21 protein-coding genes, 2 rRNA genes and 2 riboswitches are annotated in these 25,130 nt (G+C 40.9%); all 23 genes read right to left on the bottom strand.

Annotated elements, in window-relative coordinates:
* Positions 1-256 precede the first annotated feature (256 nt).
* Positions 257-2,470, bottom strand: coding sequence for a DNA helicase PcrA (gene pcrA / locus KI375_RS18430; RefSeq protein ID WP_212974907.1), 2,214 nt, complete (start codon positions 2,468-2,470; stop codon positions 257-259).
* Positions 2,471-2,530: 60 nt separating this feature from the next.
* Positions 2,531-3,214, bottom strand: a complete 684-nt coding sequence (gene pcrB / locus KI375_RS18435; RefSeq protein ID WP_212974908.1) for a heptaprenylglyceryl phosphate synthase — start codon at positions 3,212-3,214, stop codon at positions 2,531-2,533.
* Between the two features lie 193 nt (positions 3,215-3,407).
* Positions 3,408-3,704, bottom strand: a complete 297-nt coding sequence (locus KI375_RS18440; protein ID WP_207448728.1) for a YerC/YecD family TrpR-related protein — start codon at positions 3,702-3,704, stop codon at positions 3,408-3,410.
* A 277-nt stretch (positions 3,705-3,981) separates the two neighbouring features.
* A complete protein-coding gene (locus KI375_RS18445) occupies positions 3,982-5,016 on the bottom strand; it encodes a DUF3048 domain-containing protein (RefSeq protein WP_212974909.1) in 1,035 nt (344 codons plus the stop codon).
* A gap of 44 nt (positions 5,017-5,060) precedes the next feature.
* Positions 5,061-6,803 carry an adenine deaminase C-terminal domain-containing protein gene (locus tag KI375_RS18450; RefSeq protein WP_212974910.1) on the bottom strand — a complete coding sequence of 581 codons (1,743 nt, stop codon included), beginning with the start codon at positions 6,801-6,803 and terminating at the stop codon, positions 5,061-5,063.
* A gap of 780 nt (positions 6,804-7,583) precedes the next feature.
* Positions 7,584-8,858 (bottom strand): phosphoribosylamine--glycine ligase, encoded by a 1,275-nt coding sequence (gene purD / locus KI375_RS18455; protein ID WP_212974911.1) that lies wholly within the window; start codon positions 8,856-8,858, stop codon positions 7,584-7,586.
* A gap of 444 nt (positions 8,859-9,302) precedes the next feature.
* Positions 9,303-10,835 (bottom strand): bifunctional phosphoribosylaminoimidazolecarboxamide formyltransferase/IMP cyclohydrolase, encoded by a 1,533-nt coding sequence (gene purH, locus KI375_RS18460; RefSeq protein ID WP_212974912.1) that lies wholly within the window; start codon positions 10,833-10,835, stop codon positions 9,303-9,305.
* A 14-nt stretch (positions 10,836-10,849) separates the two neighbouring features.
* On the bottom strand, positions 10,850-11,419 hold the full coding sequence (purN, locus tag KI375_RS18465) for a phosphoribosylglycinamide formyltransferase (RefSeq protein ID WP_212974913.1): 570 nt from the start codon (positions 11,417-11,419) through the stop codon (positions 10,850-10,852).
* On the bottom strand, positions 11,419-12,459 hold the full coding sequence (gene purM, locus KI375_RS18470; RefSeq protein ID WP_212974914.1) for a phosphoribosylformylglycinamidine cyclo-ligase: 1,041 nt from the start codon (positions 12,457-12,459) through the stop codon (positions 11,419-11,421). The genes purN and purM overlap by 1 nt, the downstream gene beginning before the upstream one ends.
* 29 nt (positions 12,460-12,488) lie before the next feature.
* On the bottom strand, positions 12,489-13,913 hold the full coding sequence (purF, locus tag KI375_RS18475) for an amidophosphoribosyltransferase (RefSeq protein ID WP_212974915.1): 1,425 nt from the start codon (positions 13,911-13,913) through the stop codon (positions 12,489-12,491).
* On the bottom strand, positions 13,889-16,111 hold the full coding sequence (gene purL / locus KI375_RS18480) for a phosphoribosylformylglycinamidine synthase subunit PurL (protein WP_212974916.1): 2,223 nt from the start codon (positions 16,109-16,111) through the stop codon (positions 13,889-13,891). Before purL ends, purF begins: the two co-directional genes overlap by 25 nt.
* Complete coding sequence (gene purQ / locus KI375_RS18485) at positions 16,101-16,781, bottom strand: phosphoribosylformylglycinamidine synthase subunit PurQ (RefSeq protein ID WP_212974917.1); 681 nt, start codon at positions 16,779-16,781, stop codon at positions 16,101-16,103. The genes purL and purQ overlap by 11 nt, the downstream gene beginning before the upstream one ends.
* The gene (gene purS / locus KI375_RS18490; RefSeq protein WP_212974918.1) at positions 16,778-17,035 is read right to left on the bottom strand and encodes a phosphoribosylformylglycinamidine synthase subunit PurS; all 258 of its coding nucleotides are present in this window, start codon (positions 17,033-17,035) and stop codon (positions 16,778-16,780) included. The genes purQ and purS overlap by 4 nt, the downstream gene beginning before the upstream one ends.
* A gap of 112 nt (positions 17,036-17,147) precedes the next feature.
* A complete protein-coding gene (gene purK, locus KI375_RS18495; RefSeq protein WP_212974919.1) occupies positions 17,148-18,284 on the bottom strand; it encodes a 5-(carboxyamino)imidazole ribonucleotide synthase in 1,137 nt (378 codons plus the stop codon).
* Positions 18,277-18,765, bottom strand: a complete 489-nt coding sequence (purE, locus tag KI375_RS18500; RefSeq protein WP_212974920.1) for a 5-(carboxyamino)imidazole ribonucleotide mutase — start codon at positions 18,763-18,765, stop codon at positions 18,277-18,279. The genes purK and purE overlap by 8 nt, the downstream gene beginning before the upstream one ends.
* A gap of 135 nt (positions 18,766-18,900) precedes the next feature.
* Positions 18,901-19,001, bottom strand: a riboswitch (purine riboswitch).
* Between the two features lie 300 nt (positions 19,002-19,301).
* On the bottom strand, positions 19,302-19,490 hold the full coding sequence (locus KI375_RS18505; protein WP_212974921.1) for an NETI motif-containing protein: 189 nt from the start codon (positions 19,488-19,490) through the stop codon (positions 19,302-19,304).
* Positions 19,487-20,029, bottom strand: a complete 543-nt coding sequence (locus KI375_RS18510; RefSeq protein WP_212974922.1) for a DUF2179 domain-containing protein — start codon at positions 20,027-20,029, stop codon at positions 19,487-19,489. The genes KI375_RS18505 and KI375_RS18510 overlap by 4 nt, the downstream gene beginning before the upstream one ends.
* 1,053 nt (positions 20,030-21,082) lie before the next feature.
* Positions 21,083-21,580, bottom strand: coding sequence for an energy coupling factor transporter S component ThiW (gene thiW, locus KI375_RS18515; protein WP_212974923.1), 498 nt, complete (start codon positions 21,578-21,580; stop codon positions 21,083-21,085).
* The gene (thiE, locus tag KI375_RS18520) at positions 21,567-22,238 is read right to left on the bottom strand and encodes a thiamine phosphate synthase (RefSeq protein WP_280528660.1); all 672 of its coding nucleotides are present in this window, start codon (positions 22,236-22,238) and stop codon (positions 21,567-21,569) included. The genes thiW and thiE overlap by 14 nt, the downstream gene beginning before the upstream one ends.
* Positions 22,231-23,061, bottom strand: a complete 831-nt coding sequence (gene thiD, locus KI375_RS18525) for a bifunctional hydroxymethylpyrimidine kinase/phosphomethylpyrimidine kinase (RefSeq protein ID WP_212974925.1) — start codon at positions 23,059-23,061, stop codon at positions 22,231-22,233. Before thiD ends, thiE begins: the two co-directional genes overlap by 8 nt.
* Before the next feature lie 28 nt (positions 23,062-23,089).
* Positions 23,090-23,839: a hydroxyethylthiazole kinase gene (gene thiM, locus KI375_RS18530; protein WP_212974926.1), complete on the bottom strand. Its 750-nt coding sequence runs from the start codon at positions 23,837-23,839 to the stop codon at positions 23,090-23,092.
* A gap of 503 nt (positions 23,840-24,342) precedes the next feature.
* Positions 24,343-24,450: riboswitch (TPP riboswitch) on the bottom strand.
* Positions 24,451-24,594: 144 nt separating this feature from the next.
* A 5S ribosomal RNA gene (rrf, locus tag KI375_RS18535) occupies positions 24,595-24,710 on the bottom strand.
* Between the two features lie 294 nt (positions 24,711-25,004).
* Positions 25,005-25,130 (bottom strand): 23S ribosomal RNA (locus KI375_RS18540); the annotation flags it as partial.

The raw sequence follows: 25,130 nt of genomic DNA on the forward strand, positions 1-25,130 counted from the left end.
ATAGAAGCTGAGCTATCGTCTTCATATTATGCCTCAACAACACAAGAGCAAACGTCAATTTAACGGATTAAAGGATGAACAAGGAATGAACGGCATGTTTAAGGTTGAACGATTATGGACGCGCCGTCCTGACGGCAAGCTCAAGTGACGACGTCCTATCGCTTTGCCTGCACTCGCACGTCACAACACCGTTCTGCCCCACATTGTGCGGGCCTTCGTTCGTATGTCTTCGTCGTTTGATCAAGTTCCATTTGAACTAGACTTTTTGGATGGGGGCAAACTGAGCAAGCAGTCGTTTAATTCCGACTGGACTTGGAAAGGCAATATCTAGTTCCGCATTATCCGCATCTCCTTTGACGCTCACAACGGTTCCAATTCCCCATTTTTTATGCTCTGCCTTGTCCCCAACTTTCCATCCCGAATCGTTGGAATTTGCAGTTGCAGTCTTTGGTCTTGTTATAGGCTTTCTTCGTTCTCGATTGAACACTTGACGATCCAAGTCCGCTCTTTTCTCTTTTTCCTGTTCATTGACATTTTCCAGAAGGTCGACAGGGATTTCTGCAATAAACCGAGAAACAGGATTCATATTCGTTCGACCATATAGAGTCCTCATTTGCGCATTTGTTAAGTATAATTCTTCTTCTGCACGTGTAATCCCTACATAAGCGATTCTTCTTTCTTCCTCCATCTCAGCTTCTTCCATCAAGGAACGATTATGTGGAAAAACGCCCTCTTCCATCCCAATTAAAAAGACAACTGGAAACTCAAGACCTTTGGCTGAATGCAAGGTCATCAGTGTAACCCCTTCTTCTGGTACTCCGTCCTCATCAAGACGATCAATGTCAGCAACAAGTGCTAAATCCGTAAGAAAGGCCACTAAACTTTTATCTTCACTCCCAGCTTCGAAGTTTTTCGTAACAGAGAGGAACTCCTCAATATTTTCTAATCTACTTTCTGCTTCTATAGACTTTTCCGCCTTTAGCATATCTCTGTATCCTGTATTCTCGATTACTTCTTCTACTAGTTCTGTTACAGGCAGATACTCTTGCATTCCGACGTAATTGCGAATTAATAGATAAAATTCAGCGACTGCATTTGCGGCTTTCCCGGTTAAACCAATAAAATCAACCTCTGCTAATGCTTGATACATAGAAAGGTCTCGTTCTCTTGCATACGCGGCAATTCTATCTAAAGAGGTTGCCCCAATTCCACGTTTTGGGACATTGATAATGCGTTGTAGGCTAATATCATCATCTGGATTTGCGATTAATCTCAGATAGGCAAGTAAGTCTTTAATTTCCTTACGATCATAGAATTTGGTACCGCCGACAATCTTATATTCAATATTAGATTTTAAAAATACTTCCTCCATTGCACGTGATTGTGCATTTGTCCGATAAAGAATCACAAAATCAGAAAGTTTCCTTTGCCCTTTTGTACTTAATTCCTTAATTTTCCCCACAACATATTGAGCTTCTGTTTGTTCACTGTCTGCCCGATAATAGTGAATCTTTTGCCCTTCTTTGTTTTCTGTCCATAGATTTTTAGGCTTGCGACTAGGGTTATTTTGAATGACATCGTTCGCTGCATTAAGAATAAACTTTGTAGAACGATAATTTTGTTCAAGAAGGATAACTTTTGCATTGGGATAATCTTTTTCGAAGGATAGAATATTGGCGATATCCGCTCCACGCCATCTATATATCGACTGATCTGAGTCACCGACAACACAAATATTTTTCAAGCGTGCGGCAAGACTTTTGACAAGAATATATTGGGCACGGTTCGTATCTTGATATTCATCCACATGAATATATTGGAATTTCCGTTGATAAAATTCCAATATTTCGGGCACGCGTTCAAATAATTGAATTGTGACCATAATTAAATCATCAAAATCTAATGCATTATTGCGACGTAATCTCCTTTGATACTCTGTGTATATCTTGCTAACGGTTTGAGCATAAAAACCAGCTGCTGTTTTTTCATATTCCTTTGTTGTTACTAACTCATTTTTCGCACTGCTTATCGCACCAAGTACAGCTCTTGGATCAAATTTCTTTGAATCAATATTTAAGTCCTTAATGACATTTTTGACAACAGATAATTGGTCAGTCGAATCGAGAATAGTGAAATTACTATTATAACCTAGACGATCAATATCGCGGCGTAAAATGCGCACACACATGGAGTGAAAAGTGGAAATCCAAACAGCTTCTGCAGAGCCGCCCAAAATGCTTCCAATTCGTTCCTTCATTTCCCGCGCGGCCTTATTGGTGAATGTAATCGCAAGAATATTATAAGGATTCACCTGTTTTTCAACCATTAAATAAGCTACTCGATGTGTAAGAACCCTTGTTTTTCCACTTCCTGCACCCGCCATAATGAGCAAAGGTCCTTCTGTCGTTTTGACCGCTTCTTTTTGTTCAGGGTTCAATCCTTCCAAGAGACGTATACCCGAAATTTGCAACTCTACTACCTCCCTAACTAGAAAACGTTTGTTCTATTATACCTTGATATTAGACAAAAGTCACGGAAGCACATGAACTGTTTTCAACGCTTCTTTTACATTTTCATATACAATATTACCAACGATGATACAATCAGCAAATTGCTTCATTTCTTTTGCTTGTTGAACTGTTTGAATACCACCACCATAAAATAGAATGGTATTTGACAATTGGTCACTTACTTTTTCCACCAATGTCGGGTCACCATACTCCCCACTATATTCCATATAAAAGATCGGCATCTGAAACATTTTCTCAGCCATTCTTGCATATGCAATGACATCATCATCATTTAATGAGGTAGCAGCCTTTGTTCGTTTGGCCACCTTGCAATCGGAATTTAGAATACAATAGCCTTCCACTAGGACTTCATCCCAGTCCATTACCTCTCCATATTCTTTAATCGCTTTATGATGAAGGCCTGAAAACCATTGGATTTCTTCTGTATTTAAAACGGATGGAATAAAATATAAATCAAATCCTGGTGTAAGTGATTCAAGATTACTTACCTCTAATACACATGGCACCGTATATCTTCTGATCCTAGACATCAGTTGTAACACATTTTCCAATGTTACATGATCCGTACCACCAACGATAATGGCGTCCGTTCCTGATTCACATATTTTTTCCAAGTCTTTATCTGAAATCGACTTAGCAGGATCAAGTTTAAAGGCATGACGCCATTCTTTCACATCGTACATATTGATTAGGTCCTCCATTTCTATTCAACATCTATCATTATAGCATTTAGGGATAGGGAGACTAAAGTAGATGGGGAAATTTTATAAATGAAAATATAAAAAGGGTACGGCATCATCTCGCTGTACCCAAGTCTAACAAGAATATGAAAATATCCTAGCAGGGGAAAGAGTTCCCACTAAGGACAATCTCGCTTTATTTTTCTTCTTCTACTCGATCAAGCACCATTTCATACGTATCATTCCCAAAGTTCAAACAGCGTTTTACCCTTGAAATAGTAGCTGTGCTTGCTCCTGTCTCTGATTCAATTTTATGATAGGTTTTGCCTTCTCTTAGCATTCTTGCTACTTCAAGTCGTTGCGATAAGGATTGTATTTCATTAATCGTACATAAATCATCAAAGAATCGATAACATTCCTCCCGATCTTTCAAAGTGAGGATTGCATCAAATAGTTGATCTAATTCTTTTCCTCTTAATTTTTCAATTTGCATACGTTTGTATTCTCCTTTTAAACACACGCTTTTTTCATCGACCTAGTTATCCCGCATTAATTAGCTGTATGATCCCCACTTTTAAGAATTCGTGGGAAAACTGGGGGATTAACAGTCAGTAAAAGCCCAAATCGTTCATACCAACAGAAAGTTTGTCGCAATGGCGTTGCGACGTTCAAAGTGTCGTGCCTTGAGCCCGCCAACAGGATGCCGCAAATTTCACTTTTGAACTTCTTCAATCACTAGGGGATGAAGGGTCCACTATTGAAGCTTCACTTTATGAGTAAGAAACAATCTCGAGGCTTGGTACAATACTGATCCAAGTTCTGCCTGGTACTAGCTTAGCAGGAAGTCCATCCTCATATGGTACAGGGCGGCCATCAAGATCTTTCCATTCTATTTCTCTAACCAACCCTTTTTGAAACAATAAAGCTTTCCCTCCAGATGTCAAGTCAATTGACCGTCTTCCTTCTGAATCCATTGCTTGATGTTCGGTTTCCATCACAATCACATTATCTAATACAATCGGATCGTTTGTTTCCGCATCAATCGTTTGTTCTCCGTTAGAGGTCCGTAAATATTTTTCTTTTTCTTGATCATATTCATAGTTGGAGATAAACAGGTCATCTTGACTATAAGCAACCTGTATAGGCCCCGCTTGTTCTCCTTGAAGGCTCTCAACTTCTTTATCTGTTAAAAAATCTAATGGTGCTGGTGGAGTGTCCAAATCGTACCCTTCATCTTCAGCCCCTTTTGCGATGCTTTCTTGCGAAATATATGAATTATGAGGAGCTTGGCGATCAGTAGACCGCTCAAATAACGTACCGTCGTATTGAATGCCATTCAACTGATCAATTTCACCAGATAATAACCTTTTTTTAGCACTTGGACTATAACCATGTGCGATATAAAGGCTCTGGAATCCTTCAGCAATATCAATAAAATAATCGCGAGAACTCCGAACAGGTCCTATTCGCTCCGGTAATTCGCTTTGGAAAATCGCTAACAATCGTGTGATCGATCCTTCTGCTAATAATTCATATACAATATCTACTTGAGATAGCCCACTTTGTGGCCGTGCTTCTGGCTGATTGTTCATCGTAACAGCAATCGCTCTTTGATCTGTCGCTTCTTCTACCGGCAGACCGGTAAGCGGAGAAAGAAATGGTGATTGATCCTTTTCTGCTTCAGGAGTTGGATCTTCTGTTTCTGGAGCCGTCTGCTGTTCGTCCTTTTCAGCATTCCCACATGCCGCCAAGACAAGAGTTATTACGAGCAAAAGTATACAAGTTCTTTTCTTCTTTGAAAACAAAAATGCCAACTCCTATATCTAAAACGATTTTTACATCTACTATTTTAACGCATTAATGTCGGAAAGAGTACCTTTTTGTTCATCACATCGTATAATCCACTTTGAGTAACACGGATATACGGCAAATGAGTGGCTGAAAAAAATAACAAAGAATAAACCGGATCTGTAAATGGATACCCTCTCTTCACTAAGAGATCCTTTAATGTTTCCGTTTCTTGTGCTAGATCCTCCAATCGTAGATCTGACATTAACCCAGCAAGAGAAAGTTTCATTTCAAAAATAACCTTTCCTTCTTCTGTTAATACAATGCCTCCACCAATCTCTTTCATTCTTTTAAATGCCAGTAACATATCTTCTTTTCTTTTTCCCATTACAATGATATCACCTGTAGAAGAAAAAGAAGAAACAAAACCAGAAAGCGATTTTGCAAAGCCTTTGATCATCGTATTAATGCGCCATTTTCCTTTGCGATCTATCAGCATCAAATAACTTTCATCTTGATTCTCAGGTAATGGGTCAATCGCTAAATCAATACGAGTGGTGTATGGTTTCGTAATCACATCGTTCACCATCTCTATACCAAAAGGCATGGAAAACTGCAAATCGTCTCGCTTAAGATCCCAATCTAACTGAAGCGGGTCTAAATCATATAGCGACCAATGGATATGATCATCAAAAGGAATCTTTTTCCCCTCTTTTCGCACCCACTGCCCTTTTGCTAAAACAGAGTGAGGTGTTGGATCGTGTTCATTAGTAAGGAAATTAATATTCGCTACTCTCCCTGTTGCAATTTGCCCATGCTCAGAGGCAAGATTAAAATAGCGAGCAATATTATAGGAAACCATATGATACGCGTCTATAATAGGGACACCATTCTCGATTGCCAGCCGAATAAGATAATCCGCCATCCCTTGCTTGTAAAAGGCAGGGGTTGATCCATCTGTCGTCATCATAAGAGAATTATATTGAGTGAGCCCAAGTCGTTTCATATCTTGCAATAGTACAGGCAAATCAGGACGGATCGACGAATGACGAAGTGATACTGCATAGCCGTGGAGCAAGCGTTCATATATCTCTTCACCTGTCATTGCTTCATGATCACCATCTACCCCAAACAGCTTCATTTTCGCCAATGTTTTTTCTGAGGCACCCGGGAAATGACCTTCCACTTTTTTTCCAAGCCGTTTCGTTTCCTGAATCCAATAAAGCATTAGGTCATCACCATCAAGCAGTTTAGGCCAGCCTGTTAATTCGCCCCCTTGAACAACAGCCTTATGTTCAAGCCAGGCTTTCACCTCCCTATTCGTGAAAACTCGCTCCTCTTCTCCCATAGCTGTTTGCGCATCATAGCGCCCCCACCAGTACATCGTAATAGGGGATTCATTCAATTGTTCCATCAAGGAAAACGCTTTCTTTTTGCTTAAGTGCAAGAAAAGAAGAAGATTATCATTAATTAGTGTCGTTGTACCTGTTTGCGCAGCAAAGCGAGATAAAGTGTGCGGGTTATATAATTGGGACGGATGAACATGGGGCTCTATATAGCCGGGGACCAGCGTCCATTCAGAACAATCCACCACTTCGCAATCCTTTAGCTGCTTTGGTATTTCTTTTCCAACATAAACAATGCGATCATGTAAAATCCATATATTGGCAACTACCCATTCATGTAAAGTTGAATGTAAAAAACGGGCATTTTTTAGCAAAATTGAAGGAGATACTTTACCATCTAAAACAGATATTTGTTCGCGAATTTGCTTGTTTTTCCATCTAAATCTCTGTTCTAACATCCTAATCCTCCCATCCAAATCGTCTTTCTTAAAAATGTGTGTCCAAAAAGGAGGATAAAAAGAACCAAGTCGGTGACTACGCTGACGTCCTGTCAGCAACGCCGACACTAGTACATCCTGTACGTCGAAAGTTCGAGGCGGCGCAGTTTCGAACAGCAGAGAAACAAGCCAACGAGCTTCCACGGGATGTGGTGACTTCGACGTTCGACACAGGACGTGTCGGTAACTAGTCGAAGTTCCTTTATCTCGAAGTGTCATTTTTACCGGACTTTTTGAACATCCTTTTAATGTCATTCTAACACACTATACCCTTTTAAGACGTTAGGAACTATCCCTCAATCGCACATTTTCATGAATTGTAATAGAATGGTAAAACAGTTGTAACGAATAAGTGGTTACCTCTGCTATATTTGTCTTTTTCATTATCTTTTCGATCTATTCGCAAGTTCTTTGTCATAAGCACATTATTCACCGATTTCACAGAAGTAATCCCCAACATCCTCCTAAATTTTATAGGGAATATTCCTTTTTTGTAACATCGGTTAAAGCCTCGACATCCTGTCGAAATACCGATGGACTCACTTCATGCGAGTCTCTCGCTCCTGCCGTCTGTAGCTAGACAGCTCGGCGAAGAATGAGCCGATGTTGACTTACGCAAACAGAAGCTGAAAGTTTGCTAGTCGCTGGGCGCTGGAGCTAGACAACAAAACTCAAAATTATACCTTATCCATAAGCAACAATTTTATAGTACGCTAAGCAATAAAAAAAGCGGATAGGCTATCACCCATCCACTTTTACTAATGCTTTGGCAGCTATGTCTTTTCTATAAAAAAACTCATCTTCCGTTATGTTTGCCATTTCTGAATAAACTTGATTCACAGCAGCTGATATAGAGTCCGCTTTCGCCGCCATCAATAGTAATCTTCCACCATTTGAGTAATACGGCCCTTCTTGTACAGGTCGACGAGTTCCCGCATGATAGATCGATACATTTGTCCCTGAGAAATCGAGCTCCGGTAATGGAACACCTTTCTTATACTCAGCTGGGTAGCCCTTTGCCGCTAATACAACACCGACAACTGCTGTATCTGACCACACCAATTCAGGTGTTTTTTCATCTAACAAGTCAAGTAAAAGTTGCACGAGGTCTGTTTCCAATCTTTCTAAAACGACCTGTGTTTCAGGATCTCCGAAGCGCGTATTAAATTCAATCACTTTTGTCCCTTGCTGTGTTTGAATTAATCCAGCATATAAAATCCCAGTAAACGGGCGATTTTCTTGAACCATTGCCTTAGCGGTTGGACGGAGAATTTCCTCAACTGCTTTTTCCACTTCTAGTGAAGAGATATGTGGGACAGGTGTATAAGCCCCCATCCCGCCAGTGTTCGGTCCCTGATCACCGTCAAAAGCACGTTTATGATCTTGGGCGATCACCATCGGATAAACAGCTTCACCATTCACAAAAGCCATTAATGAGTATTCTTCTCCCTCTAAAAATTCTTCGATCACCACTTTGGCAGATGATTCTCCAAACTTCGAGTTGATTAACATTTCCTCTAAGGCTTGATTGGCTTCTTCCTCTGTCATCGCCACAACGACACCTTTTCCCGCTGCAAGCCCATCTGCTTTGATAACAATTGGTGTGCCATTCTCATGCACATATGCTTTTGCTGCTTCATAGGAAGTGAAAGTTTCATAAGTAGCAGTGGGAATACTATATTTCTTCATAAGGTTCTTAGCAAAATTTTTACTTCCCTCAAGAATCGCTGCATTTTTTCTCGGCCCAAATATTCTCAAACCAACCGCCTCGAATTCATCGACAATTCCAGCATCCAACGGAACTTCTGGCCCTACAATCGTAAGGTCAATTTTTTCGTCTCGTGCAAATTGAATTAGACTTGAAAAATCCATCTCTTGAATCGGGACTAAGATTGCATCTTCACTAATTCCACCATTTCCGGGAGCACAATATACTTTAGAAACGAGTTTACTCCCTTTTATTTTTTTACAAAGGGCATGCTCCCTGCCACCACTGCCAATAACTAAAATATTCATATTACTCCTCCCTTCCCGCTTTTCTTTGTCCAGCTCCAGCGCCCAGCGACTAGCAAACTTTCGGTTTCTTCCTACGATAAGTCAACATCGGCTCATCCTTCACCGTGTTTCCTTTATCTCAGGGATACAGGATGTAGGTCAGAACAGCGTTGCGACGTACAGGATGTACTAGTGCAGACGAAGCGACAGGACGTCGCGTTTGAGTCTGCCGCCAGGACGGCGCGTTTTTAGCTGTTCATCCTTATTATAAAAGTTTGCACATAGCTTAACAGGAGTCTCCGCTTTTCTTTGTCCAGCTCCGGCTCCTAGCTACTTGCAAACTTTCGGTGCCTTCCTACGATAAGTCAACATCGGCTCATCCTTCGCCGTGTTTCCTTTATCTCGTCAGGCCCCTAGAAAGTTTGTGCGTAGCTTAACAGGAGCCTTCGCTTTTCTCGACTTGACTTAATGTTTAAAGTGGCGTACTCCCGTGAATACCATGGCGATTCCGTGTTTGTCAGCTTCTTTGATCGAGTCTTCATCGCGAATGGAGCCACCTGGCTGGATAATTGCTGTAATGCCTGCTTTAGCAGCCTCTTCCACTGTATCTCCCATCGGGAAGAAAGCGTCAGAACCCATCACTGCTCCTTTTGCCCGTTCCCCTGCTTGCTCTATCGCGATTTTAGCGGCCCCAACACGATTCATTTGCCCTGCCCCAATACCAAGTGTCATATTATCTCCTACAACAACAATTGCATTAGATTTGACATGTTTTACCACTTTCCATGCAAGTTTCAAATCCGCTAACTCCTCAGCCGTTGGCTCTCTTTTTGTTGGAATAGAGATATTTCCATCTTCAAATGTAAAGGCGTCTTGGTCTTGAACAAGTAATCCTCCCTCTACAGAGGTTAAAACTTTTTCCTGTTTATGGGACCCATCAAAAGGTATTGTTAAGAGGCGAATATTCTTTTTCGCTTGTAATACCTCCAAAGCTTCCTGTGCAAAGCTAGGAGCGATAACAATCTCTAAAAATATTTCATGCAATTGTGTGGCCGTCTCCCGGTCCACCTCGCGATTAAAAGCAATGATGCCGCCAAAAATGGAAGTGGAGTCTGCCTCATAAGCCTTTTTAAAAGCAGCAGCAATGGAATCTCCAATCCCAATCCCGCATGGATTCATATGCTTCACAGCCACTGCTGCTGGCTCCGTAAACTCCTTCACGATTTGCAAAGCAGCATCTGCATCGCGGATATTATTGTAAGATAGTTCTTTACCATGTAATTGCGTTGCATTAGCAATAGAAAATTTAGATCCTAGTGGATGCTGATAAAAAGCGGCCTGTTGATGCGGATTTTCCCCATATCGTAAGCTTTGTTTTAATTCATATGTAAAAGTGACACGTTCTGGTTCTTCTTCCTCGGCTAGTTCTGTCATATATTCTGCGATAAGCGCATCATAAGCGGCCGTATGACGAAAAACTTTAGCAGCCAATTTACGCTTAAATAAGGAAGAAACAGCCCCCTTCTCCTTTAATTCTCCAATCACCTCATCATAGTCCGCCGCATCTACAACAACGGTTAAATCAGCATGATTTTTAGCAGCTGCTCTCAGCATCGAAGGACCGCCAATATCAATATTTTCGATCGCTTCTTCCGGTGTAACATCGGACTTTTCAATTGTTTTTTGAAAAGGATAGAGATTCACACAAACAAGATCAATCGGCTGGATCCCTTGCTCTGCCAATTGTTTCAGATGATCCTCTGAATCTCTTTTCGCTAGTAATCCTCCATGAATAAGTGGGTGCAGTGTCTTTACTCTTCCTTCTAATATTTCTGGAAAACCAGTAATCTCCTCTACACCTTTAACAGGAACTTGGTTTTCTTCTAATGCCTTTTTGGTTCCGCCAGTAGATAAGATTTCGAATCCTAGATCTACAAGTCCTTTTGTAAAATCAACAATTCCTGTTTTATCAGAGACACTGATCAAAGCTCGTTTCACTTAAACTCCTCCTCTTATTCTCTCAAACACAGTTTTTGTAAAGTTTGTGGGTAAAAGATATGTTCGACTTGATGAATTTTCCTTTCCACATCTAAAAGCGTTTCTTCATCATCGATAGGCACAGCCTTTTGAGCGATAATGGGGCCTGTATCCATCCCTTCATCTACATAATGAATTGTAATTCCGGTGATTTTCACACCTGCTTCAACTGCTTGCTTAATCGCAGCTTTCCCTGGAAAAGCAGGAAGTAAGGATGGGTGAAGATTAATAATTTTGTTCGGATATGCCTGTAATAAAGTGGGGCCTATTAATCTCATATAACCTGCAAGTACAATAAAATCTACCTTTGCATTTTGAAGCTGTTCACATATGATTGATTCAAAAACTGCTTTTGATGCAAATTCTTTCGGACTAAATGTAAAAACTGGAACATCAGCCTTCTTAGCTTTCTCTACCACTGGCGCTTCTGGTTTATCACAAATTAATAAGGCAATCGTTGCATGGAGATTTCCCTTTCGTACAGCTTCGATAATCGCTTGAAAGTTACTACCTGTTCCTGAGGCGAAAATGGCGATTCTCTTCATCATTTCCTCTCCCTGTCGACAAATTGAATGCCTGTTTCCTCTGTAACCACACCAATTTTATACGCCTTTTCCCCCTGCTCCACAAAGGTCTTTATTGCTTGCTCTGCATCCTTCGCACTCACGGCAATGACAAATCCGATTCCCATATTAAAAATATTAAACATTTCCTTTTGCTTTAGCTCACCGTATTTTTCTAAAGCATGAAAAATAGGTAAAACTGGCCATGATCCGTTGTGAATAACGGCCCCTAACCCTTCTGGAAGCATGCGCGGGATATTTTCAACAAAGCCCCCGCCTGTAATATGAGACATCCCCTTAATATCTAGCTGCTCTAAAGCAGTTAATACAGACTTCACATATATACGGGTCGGAGTCAGTAGCTCTTCCCCTAAAGGACGGGATAACTCAGGTAGCTTTTCCTGTAATGACAATGCATGTTGGTCAAAGAATATTTTCCTCACAAGAGAATAGCCATTGCTATGGATGCCACTGGACGCTAATCCAATTAACACATCCCCCTCTTGAATCGTTTCTCCTGTAATATACTGCTTTTTCTCACATGCTCCAACAGCAAATCCCGCTAAATCGTATTCATTATCTTCATATAGTCCCGGCATTTCTGCTGTTTCCCCGCCAATTATAGCACATCCAGCTTGCTCACAACCATTGGCAATGCCACTGACAATGTGTTCAATCTTTTCTGGAATGTTTTTTCCAACAGCTAAATAATCAAGAAAATAAAGAGGCTCTGCTCCTTGTACTACAATATCATTCACACACATCGCAACACAATCAACCCCAATTGTATCGTGCCGCTCCATCATAAAGGCCAGTTTTAATTTTGTGCCAACCCCATCTGTACCTGATACTAATATCGGTTCCTGTAAATGCAGCTGCGATAAATCAAACACACCGCCAAAACCACCCAATTGGCCGAGCACACCTAATCGGTTTGTCCTTTGAACATGCTTTTTCATTCTTTCAACCGCTTCATATCCGGCTTCAATATCTACTCCGGCTTGCTGGTAGGCATTTGTCATATCGTGTGCCCCCTCATATTATTTTCTCTTCAAGATCGACTCATTTCTTTTTCATAAGGTAATAGTGTATCTGGATATATTTCCGTTGGATATTCCCCAGTAAAACAGGCGGCGCACTGCCCACAATTCTTTCCATATTCCTTTCGGCCAATCGCTTCCAACATCCCCTCAACACTTAAAAATGTTAAGGAGTCAGCTCCAATAATGTCACACATTTCATCAATACTATGAGTAGCGGCCATTAATTCCTCATGTGATGATACATCAATCCCATAAAAACAAGGATGTTTCATCGGAGGAGAACTAATACATACATGAACTTCGGTTGCACCGGCCTCTTTTAACATTTTCACAATCCGTTTGCTCGTTGTCCCACGAACAATTGAGTCATCGACCATAATCACGCGTTTTCCTTCAACCACTTTTCGAACAGGAGAAAGCTTCATCTTCACGCCCTGTTCTCGAAGTTCTTGAGAAGGCTTAATAAACGTTCTGCCAACATAACGGTTTTTAATTAAGCCCATTTCATAGGGAATGCCCATCGTTTCAGCAAAACCAATCGCAGCGGAAATACTAGAATCAGGGACACCTGTCACGACATCAGCAGAAACATTGACTTCTTTGGCTAAAACTTTTCCAAGCTTCTTTCTTGCTGTATGAATATTTATCCCTTGGATATCACTGTCAGGCCTTGAGAAATATACATATTCCATTGAACACATGGCACGTGAAGTAGATAGAGCAAAAGGTTCACTATGTAACCCCTCATCATTAATAATAATCAATTCCCCGGGCTCTACATCACGAACAAATTCCGCTCCAATTAAATCAAAGGCACATGTTTCTGATGATACACAGTAGGAATCTCCAACTTTTCCAATCGATAATGGCCGTAGCCCATTGGGATCCTGAGCAATAATCAACTCATTTTCTGTTAAAAGAATAAGCGCATAAGCGCCTTTCACCATGGAAAGAGCATTCTTTACCTTATCTTTCATTGCTAAATAACCACTGCGTTTAATTAAATGGGCAAGTACTTCCGTGTCTGAAGTCGATTGAAAAATACTCCCTTGCATCTCTAATTGATGTTTTAAATCCAGTGCGTTAATCAAGTTTCCATTTTGCGCTAAAGCCAGACTTCCACTGGAGGAATGGAAGAGAAGCGGTTGAACGTTTTCCAATCCACCCTTATCTGCTCCCCCATATTTCACATGGCCGATCGCATTTTCACCCGGCAAACTGGCAAGGTTCGATTTATTAAAAACATCATTTACCAGACCTTCACCGCGAATCCCTTTTAAACTGCTTCCATCTGTCGCAACAATTCCTGCACCTTCTTGTCCTCGATGCTGAAGACTGTGTAGTCCATAATACGTAATTTGGACAGCGTCCGGATGTCTCCAGATTCCAAAAACACCACATTCTTCGTTTAATCCTTTGATGTCAGCAAACATGGAATAGCTCCTCTCCAGGCATCTTCCAATTTTTTTACTTCCGTTTGAATCAGTGATTGACGACCATTTTTTATAACTAGTTCAGATCTCTCGATGACTATTCCGATCTGTTTTGCATCTTCAACAATCTCTTCAAATGCTGCTTGATCTTTGGCTTTTACAGATACAATGAAACGAGACTGTGTTTCCGAGAAGAGCGCTGCAACAGGATCACCTGATAATTCCACTTCTACCCCTAAATCCGTTCCGAAGATAGATTCAGCTATGGCAACCGCTGCTCCCCCTTCTGAAATATCATGGGCAGAAGCAACTTTGCCACTGCGAATCGCTTCTAATAATTGTTTTTGTCTTTTTACTTCAACAAGTAGGTCGATTTCTGGGGCTTTCCCGAAAAATTCTCCATGCACCAACTTTTGTAACTCACTTCCACCGAACTCTTCTTTTGTCTCACCGATCATATAAATCAGATCACCAGCAGCTTGAAAACTTTGTGTTGTAATATGAGCTAGATCTTTAATCAATCCAACCATTCCGATTATGGGTGTTGGATAAATGGCTTTGCCACCTTTTTCATTAAACAAGGACACATTCCCACTAATAACTGGACTTTCTAAAGCCAAGCAAGCCTCACGAATACCTGCCGCTGATTTTTCGAGTTGCCAAAAGATTTCTGGTTTTTCCGGGCTACCAAAGTTCAAACCATCTGTAATTGCCAGAGGTTCAGCCCCGGAGCAAACTACATTTCTTGCTGCTTCTGCCACAGCAATTTTTCCACCAGTTTCCGGATCCAAATAAATATACCGAGCATTACAATCAGTTGTAATTGCAATCGCCTTTTGGGTATCTTTAATTCTCACAACAGCAGCATCCGATCCTGGTTTGACAATCGTTTGATTCCCCACTTGTTGATCAAATTGACTGTACACCCATTCCTTACTTGCAATCGTTGGTTGCTGTAATAATTTTTCAAGCGTGTCAGTATAATCAGATACTTCAGGAATCTCAGAAGCCATTGCTTGGAATTCCTGAAAATAGCCGGGTTCCTTAGATGGTTTATGATATACAGGGGCATCTTCCGCCAAAGCATCTGCTGGAACCTCTGCAACAACTTCACCTTTGTGCAGCAAACGGAAAATTTGATCATCTGTTACCACTCCGCAAGCTACGGCTTCCAAGTCATAGCGAGAAAATAGATCAATCACTTCTTGTTCTCTGCCTTTTTTAACAACAAGGAGCATCCGCTCTTGTGACTCAGATAACATCATTTCATATGGTGTCATATCAGCTTCTCTTTGCGGGATAAGGTCTAAGTTCATTTCCAAACCAGATCCTGCCTTACTTGCCATCTCAGCTGCAGAGCTTGTAAGTCCAGCGGCTCCCATATCCTGGATGCCGATTAAAGCATCAGATTTCACCAATTCTAAGCAAGCATCCATCAGTAGTTTTTCTGTAAATGGATCACCTGCTTGCACAGCTGCCCGTTCCTGCTCATCTGCTTCCTCCGCTAATTCAGATGAAGAAAAAGTCGCCCCATGAATCCCATCACGCCCCGTTGGAGATCCAGCATACATCACGGTATTTCCGACGCCTTTTGCTTGCCCTTTCTGCATATCTTGATGATCAATTAGGCCAACGACCATCGCATTCACAAGTGGGTTTGCTTCATAGGCAGAATCGAATTGGATTTCTCCTCCTACTGTGGGAACTCCAAGCTTATTCCCATAATCGCCAATTCCCTCAACTGCTTTTTCCAGTAAGTACCGGACTCTTGGTGAATCCAACTCTCCAAATCTTAAAGAATTTAGAGACGCAATTGGCTTGGCCCCCATTGAAAATACATCACGGATAATACCGCCAACACCGGTTGCCGCACCTTCATAAGGTTCAATCGCAGAAGGTGAGTTATGACTTTCAATTTTAAATACAACGGCTTGATTGTCACCAATATCTACAATTCCAGCACCTTCTCCAGGTCCCTGTAACACTTGAGGTCCTTCTGTTGGAAATGTTTTTAAAATGGCTTTTGAATTTTTGTAGCTACAATGTTCTGACCACATAACAGAAAATAAGCCCGTCTCTGTATAATTCGGTGTTCTCCCTAGCATCTTTTCAGCTAGAGCAAACTCTTCATCGGTCATACCCATTTCACGATAAATTTTGTTTCCCTTAATTTGTGTTGGTGTTGGTTCATGCGTCATATGACTGCCTCCCATCTCTTGCTATCGATTGAAAAAGTTTGATTCCATCTACACTCCCTAAAATTTCCTCTACCGCTCGTTCAGGATGGGGCATCATGCCAACAACATTACCCGCTTGGTTGGAAATACCAGCAATTGATTCTGTGCTACCATCAGGATTTTCATCCGCGTAAGTAAATACAATCTGGCTGTTGTCTTTTAATATTTGTAATGTTTCGGGATCACAATGATAACGGCCATATCCATGAGCAATTGGAACTGAAATCTTTTCATTCTGTTCATAGTTCTTGGTCCATAACGTATCATTATTCTGAACAACTAGTTTCATAGATGCACAATTAAATTTCAACCGATCATTTTTTAGTAGAGTACCTGGTAATATCCTAGCTTCTGTAAGGATTTGAAAACCATTACCAATCCCAAGCACTGGTTTTCCCGCATCTGCTGCTTTCCTTATCGCATTGATCACAGGCTGTAAGGCAGCAATTGCTCCCGGGCGAATGGCATCTCCATAGGAAGCTCCTCCTGGTAGGAATATGGCGTCATACTCATCTAAATTCGTCTCATCATCATGAATGAAATCTACTTCAAGTTTTAATTGATTAGAACAGATAGTATAAATCTCATCTTCACAGCTTGTTCCTGGAAAAACAATGATCGCAACCTTCACTGAGCTGCCCCCTCTTCGATTTCAAAACTATACTCTTCTACTTCTAGATTCACAAGGAGCTTTTTACAAATCTCATCGATCGTTGTAGAAAGATCTCCCTCTGTTTCTTCAACTTGCAACTCAATTAATTTGCCCACTCTCACTTCTTTTACCGTAGGATAGCCTGATTTTTGCAATGCCTTTGTTGCTGCAGATCCTTGGGGATCGATCACACTTTCCTTTAGCGTAACAAATACCTTTACTTTATATGTCATTTTATTTCTCTCCTTTATATTTGGAAGAATATGAATCTATTTTTTAGTAACGACCAATAGATGCTCAAAATTTATTTGTTAGCGATAAATTACTTGTTTGCAGTAGACCTTTTTACTCATTTGTTTCTAGCCAAATGTTTGTCGAGTTCAACTCTTGTGTTGTTTCTACAATATTCTCCGTTAACACTGTTATATGGCCCATCTTTCGGTTTTGTTTAGCCTGATCTTTTCCATAAAGATGAATGGACCAATTTGGTTTTCGTGGAATTTCTTCTATAACAGATTGGACATGTTGTCCTAAAATGTTGATCATAACTGCTGGACGCAACAATTGTATTTCTTGTAGAGGCCAACCACAAATCGCTCTTATATGCTGACCAAATTGTGAAATATTGCAGGCTTCAATTGTATAATGTCCGGAATTATGCGGTCTTGGCGCCAATTCATTTACATAGATTTCTTGGTTTTTCGTTAAAAATAACTCAACAGCTAATGTCCCAACTAAATCTAGATAGTCGGCGATCTGGCTCGCAATTTGATGAACCTTTTGCTCAATCTCTACAGAAATTCCTGCTGGTACAGTGGTTCTATGGAGAATATTATGAATATGGAGATTCTCCCCTACTGGAAAACATGCCAGCTCATTCGTTACTCCCTTTGTCATTACAACCGAAATTTCCTTTTCAAAGGGAATCCATGCTTCCAATACACACGGTCCTTGTTCTAGCACATCGACTGCTTCTTCTATATCTTCGCGTCTTTTTATCACGAATTGTCCTTTTCCGTCATAGCCACCACGCGTTGTTTTTAAAACGGCAGGATAACCTATAATCTGAATGCCTTGTTCAAGATCCTCTTTCTTGCGAATAACATGATAAGGAGCAACTTCAACACCTGCTTTTGTCAGCGCTTGTTTTTCTAAGATTCGATCTTGAGTAATCCTAATTAAATCGGCCCCTTGCGGAATATAAGCTTTTTGAGATAACCATTTTAGAGACTCGTAATCGATATTTTCAAATTCATATGTAATCACATCACTGTTTTGTGCTAGTAAGTCTAAGGCATCACGATCATGATAAGCTGCAACAATTTCCTTATCGGCAACCTGACCGGCAGGAGATTGTGAGGAAGGCTCAAGGACGATCACCTTAAAACCAGCCTCCTTCGCTGCTAAGGTCATCATTCTTCCTAATTGACCTCCACCAATAATTCCAATCGTTTGCCCTGGTTTAATAAATGTACTAGACAAGCTGATCACTGCTTTCTAAAACTTTTTCTTTTAAAGCCTCTCTTCTTTCAATCAGACGCCTTTGGATTTGTTCACATTCTGCCCCTAATATTTGTGCGGCTAACAGGCCGGCATTTGTCGCTCCTGCTTTCCCAATAGCAACTGTAGCAACAGGAACACCACCAGGCATTTGTACAATTGATAATAGAGAATCCATTCCTTTTAAAGCTTTTGATTCTACTGGCACGCCAATAACTGGTAATACCGTTTTAGCTGCAAGCATACCTGGCAGATGGGCTGCCCCGCCCGCACCAGCAATCAACACCTTTAGCCCTCTGTCAATCGCCGTTTCTGCGTATTCAAACATATAGTCAGGTGTCCTATGTGCGGAAACAACTTTCTTTTCATAGGGAATGGCTAACTCATCCAATACAGCACATGCATGTCTCATCGTTTCCCAATCAGAAGTACTCCCCATCACTATCCCAATTTCCACATCCATGTTGATCCCTCCATCGTTTTCTAAAGGATTATACTGTATTACTAGCACTAACCAACTTTTTCAAAACACAAAAAGGACAGTCTGCATTCTATGACAGAAAGCAGACTATCCAGGAGTAAAAAATATGTATAAGCTCCCAAAGTTCCACTTCCTCATAGTCTGATCATTTACGGTGATCAGGTAGAAACGTATGGGCCATATCCCCATTATATATGAGGCCTTGCTTGTTGCTTAGGAATTTATAGAATTCTAGCTTGTAGATAAGTTCTAACTTAATGTTTCAGCATCCAGCTCCAGCGACTAGCAAAACTTTCAACTTTGTCCTGCGATAAGCCAACAGGATGTTAGTCAGTACAGCGTCGCGACATACAATAGCAACAAAACGTCGCCGTTTGAGTCTAATTTAGCTGTTATCCTATTACGTCATTAAACTGGTGCTTGAACTTTTGCTCTTACGTTCATCTTAACAAACCTAGGAAGAGAATGTCAATTAAAAATCGAACATTTTATATTCACCTGCATGCATCGTTCGTGTTTTACTCATTCTTCACTCCTTTGAAAACGATTTTTCTTGAAACCGGGATGTATTCAACTTTTCCATTTCGTTTTTCTTCTTTAAAAATTGGTTTTTCGCTTCGTTTAATCGGAATGTAGCCTTCTTTTTCCATTCTTTTTAAACACTCTTCGATACTCTCATTGTCTATTACTTCAAAATCCTTTTTCATCGATGCAATCTACCTTTCTTTACTGCTTTTACCCAAAATCCACCATAAATAGTTTTCGGTTCATAGGCAATGATAAAGGCCTTTGAATCAAGCTCTTTAATGGTTTGATATAATTTTAATTCCATTTTACGCGGAGTTAATACTTGAAGTGCCATTCGGTCTCCTTCTAGTCCTTGAGCTGCCCAACTTGTCACACCATAACCTGCCTGCCGTAATTGTTTAGGCAGATCTCGGTCATATTCTTTTGTGATAACATTGACAGTAATATAACCAAGCGCCATTTTTTCTTCTATTTTCGTTCCAACTATTACTCCAATCCCATAGCCAACCGCATAGGCTATTACGTTCTGAATTTGATTTAGATTATCCAAAACGAGACCTAGACCCACAACATAAATCACAATTTCAACCATACTAATTAATGCGGCCATATAGCGATACCCTTTTAACGTCATAATCATCCGAATCGTAAAAAAGGAAACATATACAACATTAATGACCAAAATAATAACAACCATGATAAGACTATTTTGCAGCATAAATACCCTCCATCTAGATTTGTTCTCATTAAAACATTGTAATTCCACGATCCTATCTCTATACATGTACCCCTTACAAAAGACATCCATTCTTATTTGAGCATAAAAATGAACAAAAGCGCAAGCGCCTTGATCAGCCCCGACAAGCAAATGTTCCTGAACCTAGGAAGGGGCTTTTCCCTTCATAGGTTCAGGGTTATTTGACCTCGAGGGGCTAGGCGCTGGAGCTGGATGACAAAACTCAAAATTATAACTTATCCACAAGCCAAGAATTTTATAGTTTCCTTAACAAGAACAAAAGCGCAAGCGCCCGTTTAGCGACGTACAAACTTTCATAGTAAGGATGAACAACTAAAAACGCGCCGCCTTACGCACCACTTTTCTCCGTTTTCGCTGGATTTTTGGTGCGTAGAACTCTCTACGTACCTTTTTTCTCCGTTTTCACTGGATTTTTGGTGCGTAGAACTTTCTACGTACCTTTTTTCTCCGTTTTCACTGGATTTTTGGTGCGTAGAACTTTCTACGTACCTTTTTTCTCCGTTTTCACTGGATTTTTGGTGCGTAGCGCTCTCATAGACAATCCTTTTCCTTGTTTCAAAAAGTAACTAAAGCCAAAAAGAGAAAGCTGCACAAAGAAAAGCAGCTGTTCAATAAGTTGGCAACAACGAAAAGGACGAAGAGAAGGAATGAAGCTCTCTTCGTTTTTTATTGATGAACACAGTCTAAGAAAAGCGCAAGCGCCCGTTTAACGATGTACAAACTTTACTAATAAGGAAACTGCCATAACCTTGAAAGAGAAGGGATGTTGACATACGCGAGCAGGCATCGAAAGTTTGCTGGGCGCTCGAGCTAGACGACAAAACTCAAAATTACAACTTATCCACAAGCAACAATTTTATAGTTGTCTAAGCTACAACAAAATCGCAAGCGCCTTGATCACCTTAATAAGCAAATATTTTTAGGCAAAGAAAGACGTTTTTACTTTATCATCTATTAAACCATAAAAGAAAATCCTATCCTAATATCTTTATTAGGAATAGGATTTCATTATTACTAAGAGATTTGATTGATTCGATTCAGCACACCAGCTCTTCGCAAGCGTGCGGCCAATATGATTCCAATCAGCATGCCACTTGCACTGGAGACAAAAAACGAAGGAAAGAAAAAGAAAGCCGTTGTTGTAGTCCCCATCAATATTTTTGCATAGGGAACTGCGATAAGAGAAGCAATCAGCCCTGAGCCAATCAGTTCCCCCAGCCCGGATAACCAAACTTTCCCAAAGCGCTTAAATAATACACCAGCTATGCATGCACCAATCATCCCTCCAGGAAATGCTAGTAGAGAACCTGTCCCTGACAAGATGCGGATCAGCGCAGTTAACATGGCTATAATGATAGCACCTATAGGTCCAAGGGTGACAGCTGCTACGACGTTGACGGCGTGTTGGATCGGATAGGCTCGTGCAATTCCAGCTGGAAAAGAAATAAAGCTAGACCCAGCAACAGCAATTGCTACAAACATTGCCATAATAATCATCTTACGAGTGTTCACTTAACCCCCCCTCCTTTTCCAGGCTCTCTTCAATCCTTTCTCGTAATTGTTTTGCGCTACTTCGCGGATCTAGTGATGAAGCAATCGTTGATATAAGAGCAATGCCACAACCTCCAGCCTTTAACACAGGCACCAGGTTCTTCTTCGTAAGACCGCCAATTCCCACAATTGGCAGATTAGGATACTGAGATGCAACTTGTTTAATCATTGTAGTTCCTGCTGGAATTCTTGCATCCTCTTTGATTGAAGTCGCATAGACAGGTCCGATCCCTACATAATCTGCACCCGCTTTTTGAGCTAACGTAGCTTCCTCTATAGTATGTACGGAAACTCCTAAGATTTTATCTTTACCTATTTTTTCGCGTACCAACGAAGCAGTCTCATCTTCTTGGCCAACATGGACCCCGTCTGCATCAAGAGCTAGCGCCAAATCCACATCATCATTTATAATAAAAGGCACATTATACTTTTTACATAGCTTCATACATTTTTCAGCGAACAAATATTTATCCCGTCCTTGTAATGAGGAAACACCTTTTTCTCTCAATTGAAAACAGGTAATGCCACCTTGTAAAGCCAATTCTAATACCTCTAATGGATCGCACTGCGTATTCACACTTCCCATGATGAAGTACAAGTGCAACTTATTTTTAATCAAGCAAGACCACTTCCTTTGTCGCTTCTTTGTAGGATCGGTATGCCCAATGATTTGTTGGTCCATGTCCCTTTCCTAAATGTAAACCTTCTTTAATGGCAGCATGGATATACTCTTTCGCCTCCATGACCGCTTCTTCCAAACTCATTCCCTTTGCTACGAATGCTGCAATCGCTGCTGAAAACGTACAACCTATTCCATGCGTATCTTTTGTATGAATACGCTCAGAACGCAATCGAAACTTTTTTCCACATGAAGACATAAATAAATCTTCAGCATATTCTTTATTATCAAGATGTCCCCCCTTCATTATCACAGAGCTCGCTCCACCCTCCAATAAAACTTCAGCTGCTTTTTCAATATCTATTGCTGTCACAATTTTTATTCCTGTTAGCAACTCAGCTTCAGGAATATTGGGAGTAATAATAGAAGCCCTAGGCAAGAGTCCCTCCTTTAAAGCTTCCACCGCTTCATTTTGCAATAATGAAGTACCCCCTTTAGCAATCATGACTGGATCAATGATTAAATTTCCTACTTGATAAAACTGCAATGTGTCAACAACCTCATAAATAATGTCTGCCGAAAATAGCATGCCTGTTTTTACAGCGGTTACTGGAAAATCATCCATGACTGCACAAATTTGCTTTTTGACCTCGTTTGCATTCATTGGATATACATCGTGAACTCCAAGCGTATTTTGAGCGGTAACAGCCGTCAAAGCAGAAGTACCAAACACTCCCAATTCTTGGAAAGTCTTCAGATCAGCCTGAATCCCTGCTCCTCCACCACTATCTGATCCAGCAATCGTTAATGCTACATACGTCATATGATTCTCCCCTTTCAAGATTACTAGATTATGAATAGAGCTCATCTAAAAAGTGAACAGCAAAATGACCTGGTTGCTGAGACTTTTGTGCAGCTTTTTCCCCAGCTTTTTTATAAAATTGCAAAGCTTCAAAAGTCGCATCAAAATGTTTTCCAGCACTTACTGCCAGAAAAGCACCAACGACCGCACTTAATAAACAACCAGCCCCCGTTATTTTCGACATGAGTGAATGGCCACCAGCAATCTCACTCACCTTTTTCCCATCACTCAAAATATCAACTGCGCCTGTGACAGCCACGGTACAATCAAAACGTTGGGCTGTATCCTTAGCAAGCATGCGAAAATCGCTCTCTCCTTCACCAGCATCCACACCACGTGCATGCCATTCGATCCCAGCTATGGTAGCTAATTCTCCGGCATTGCAACGAATCAGTGAAACATTCACCTCATTTAAAATGCGAAATACCATTTCCTTTCGAAATGCAGTCGCCCCTGCACCAACTGGATCAAGTACAACAGGACTCCCATTCTGATTGGCACTCTTTCCCGCTAATATCATTGTCTCAATTGTGTCTTTTTTTAAAGTGCCTATATTCAAGACCGTGCAATCTGCAGCCGCGGCTATTTCAGCAACTTCTTCTACTGCATCCGCCATAACAGGGGAAGCGCCTAAAGCTAATAAACCATTCGCTTGAAAATTAGCTACGACAATATTGGTAATACAATGAATTAAAGGTGTTTCTGTCCTCACCTTATGCAGAAAAGAATATTCCTCCATTCTTTCTTCCTCCTCACCTAAAAATATATTATTATAGCCTGACTTACTATCAACGGGTGATTAAGCCTACAGAATGTAGTTACATGCAAATAAAAACATGCAGACGTGGTGACCTTAATCTACGCAGCACTTCCCCACTAACGTAACGAGACTTATAGGGGTTAGCATCCGTTGTCCCCTCACTCAGACTTACTTGACTTCTCATCGCCTTAAAGTAGGGAACTTTCGGACAATCGCAAGAACAAAAGCGCAAGCGCCCGTTTAGCGACGTACAAACTTTTTAAGCTTCTGACGAGATAAAGGATACACGGCGAAGCATGAGCCGATGTTGACTTATCGTAGGAAGAAGCTGAAAGTTTGCTAGTCGCTGGGCGCTGGAGCTGGATGCCGACCGCGACATAAGCAGTTATCCACAAGCCAAGAATTTTATAGTTTCCTTAACAATAAAAAAATCCGCTCCCTGAAATAAATAAGGAAGCGGATTGCTTTTATAAAAGTATACAAAAAAGCAGGCCCCACTTCCCTACGCTGGTACCAACCAGATCAGGTTCCAAGGGTCCACACCTTAATTGCGTGTGTCTCAGTCTCTTAAGACTCCCCTAGTGGTAGTAAACGGTATTTTATTTTCAACTATACTATATCATATTCAGAAAATGCTGCAAGTTTTCATTATTTCTTTACCATTTTTCATCCCTAGAATCGGTATTTAACTATCACAAAAAAAGGCACCCTCGTGAAGAAGGTGTCTTTCATTTGCCTGGCAACGTCCTGCTCTCACAGGGGGAAGCCCCCTATTACCATCGGCGCTGAAGAGCTTAACTACCGTGTTCGGGATGGGAACGGGTGTGACCTCTTCGCTATTGCCACCAGACTTGCACAAGAGGTGCTGACTTCTGCGTTGCTCACAGGATGTGAGCGATCTTAGCAGAAGATCCTCTAAATGCTATATAAAAAGAGAGTTATTCTCTCAAAACCAGATAAAGAAGAAGATAAACGAGAAACACCATTATTAATCCAGCTCCAGTGCCCAGCGACTAGAAAACTTCTACGTTTCTTCCTACGATAAGTCAACATCAGTTCGCCCTATTGGACTCACTGTGTTTCCTTTATCTCGTCAGAAACTAGGAAGTTTTTACGTCGCTAAACGGGCACTTCCGCTTTTTGTTTGATTAAGTCCTCGACCGATTAGTATCCGTCAGCTACATGTGTCACCACACTTCTACCTCGGACCTATCAACCTGATCATCTTTCAGGGGTCTTAAGGCTTACGCCTAGGGAAATCTCATCTTGA

It is taken from the genome of Bacillus sp. J14TS2 (assembly GCF_018333015.1).
In the GTDB taxonomy this organism is placed as follows: Bacteria; Bacillota; Bacilli; order Bacillales; family Bacillaceae_C; genus Lederbergia.

Bases quoted from the DNA above. Each gene is read 5' to 3' on its own strand.
- pcrB (WP_212974908.1), bottom strand. From the start codon at position 3,214: ATGTACGATGTGAAAGAATGGCGTCATGCCTTTAAACTTGATCCTGCT.
- KI375_RS18440 (WP_207448728.1), bottom strand. From the start codon at position 3,704: ATGCAAATTGAAAAATTAAGAGGAAAAGAATTAGATCAACTATTTGAT.
- KI375_RS18450 (WP_212974910.1), bottom strand. From the start codon at position 6,803: ATGTTAGAACAGAGATTTAGATGGAAAAACAAGCAAATTCGCGAACAA.
- purD (WP_212974911.1), bottom strand. From the start codon at position 8,858: ATGAATATTTTAGTTATTGGCAGTGGTGGCAGGGAGCATGCCCTTTGT.
- purN (WP_212974913.1), bottom strand. From the start codon at position 11,419: ATGAAGAGAATCGCCATTTTCGCCTCAGGAACAGGTAGTAACTTTCAA.
- purM (WP_212974914.1), bottom strand. From the start codon at position 12,459: ATGACAAATGCCTACCAGCAAGCCGGAGTAGATATTGAAGCCGGATAT.
- purF (WP_212974915.1), bottom strand. From the start codon at position 13,913: ATGTTTGCTGACATCAAAGGATTAAACGAAGAATGTGGTGTTTTTGGA.
- purL (WP_212974916.1), bottom strand. From the start codon at position 16,111: ATGACGCATGAACCAACACCAACACAAATTAAGGGAAACAAAATTTAT.
- purS (WP_212974918.1), bottom strand. From the start codon at position 17,035: ATGACATATAAAGTAAAGGTATTTGTTACGCTAAAGGAAAGTGTGATC.
- purE (WP_212974920.1), bottom strand. From the start codon at position 18,765: ATGGATGTGGAAATTGGGATAGTGATGGGGAGTACTTCTGATTGGGAA.
- KI375_RS18505 (WP_212974921.1), bottom strand. From the start codon at position 19,490: ATGAAAAAGGATTTTGAAGTAATAGACAATGAGAGTATCGAAGAGTGT.
- KI375_RS18510 (WP_212974922.1), bottom strand. From the start codon at position 20,029: ATGCTGCAAAATAGTCTTATCATGGTTGTTATTATTTTGGTCATTAAT.
- thiD (WP_212974925.1), bottom strand. From the start codon at position 23,061: ATGACGTATGTAGCATTAACGATTGCTGGATCAGATAGTGGTGGAGGA.
- thiM (WP_212974926.1), bottom strand. From the start codon at position 23,839: ATGGAGGAATATTCTTTTCTGCATAAGGTGAGGACAGAAACACCTTTA.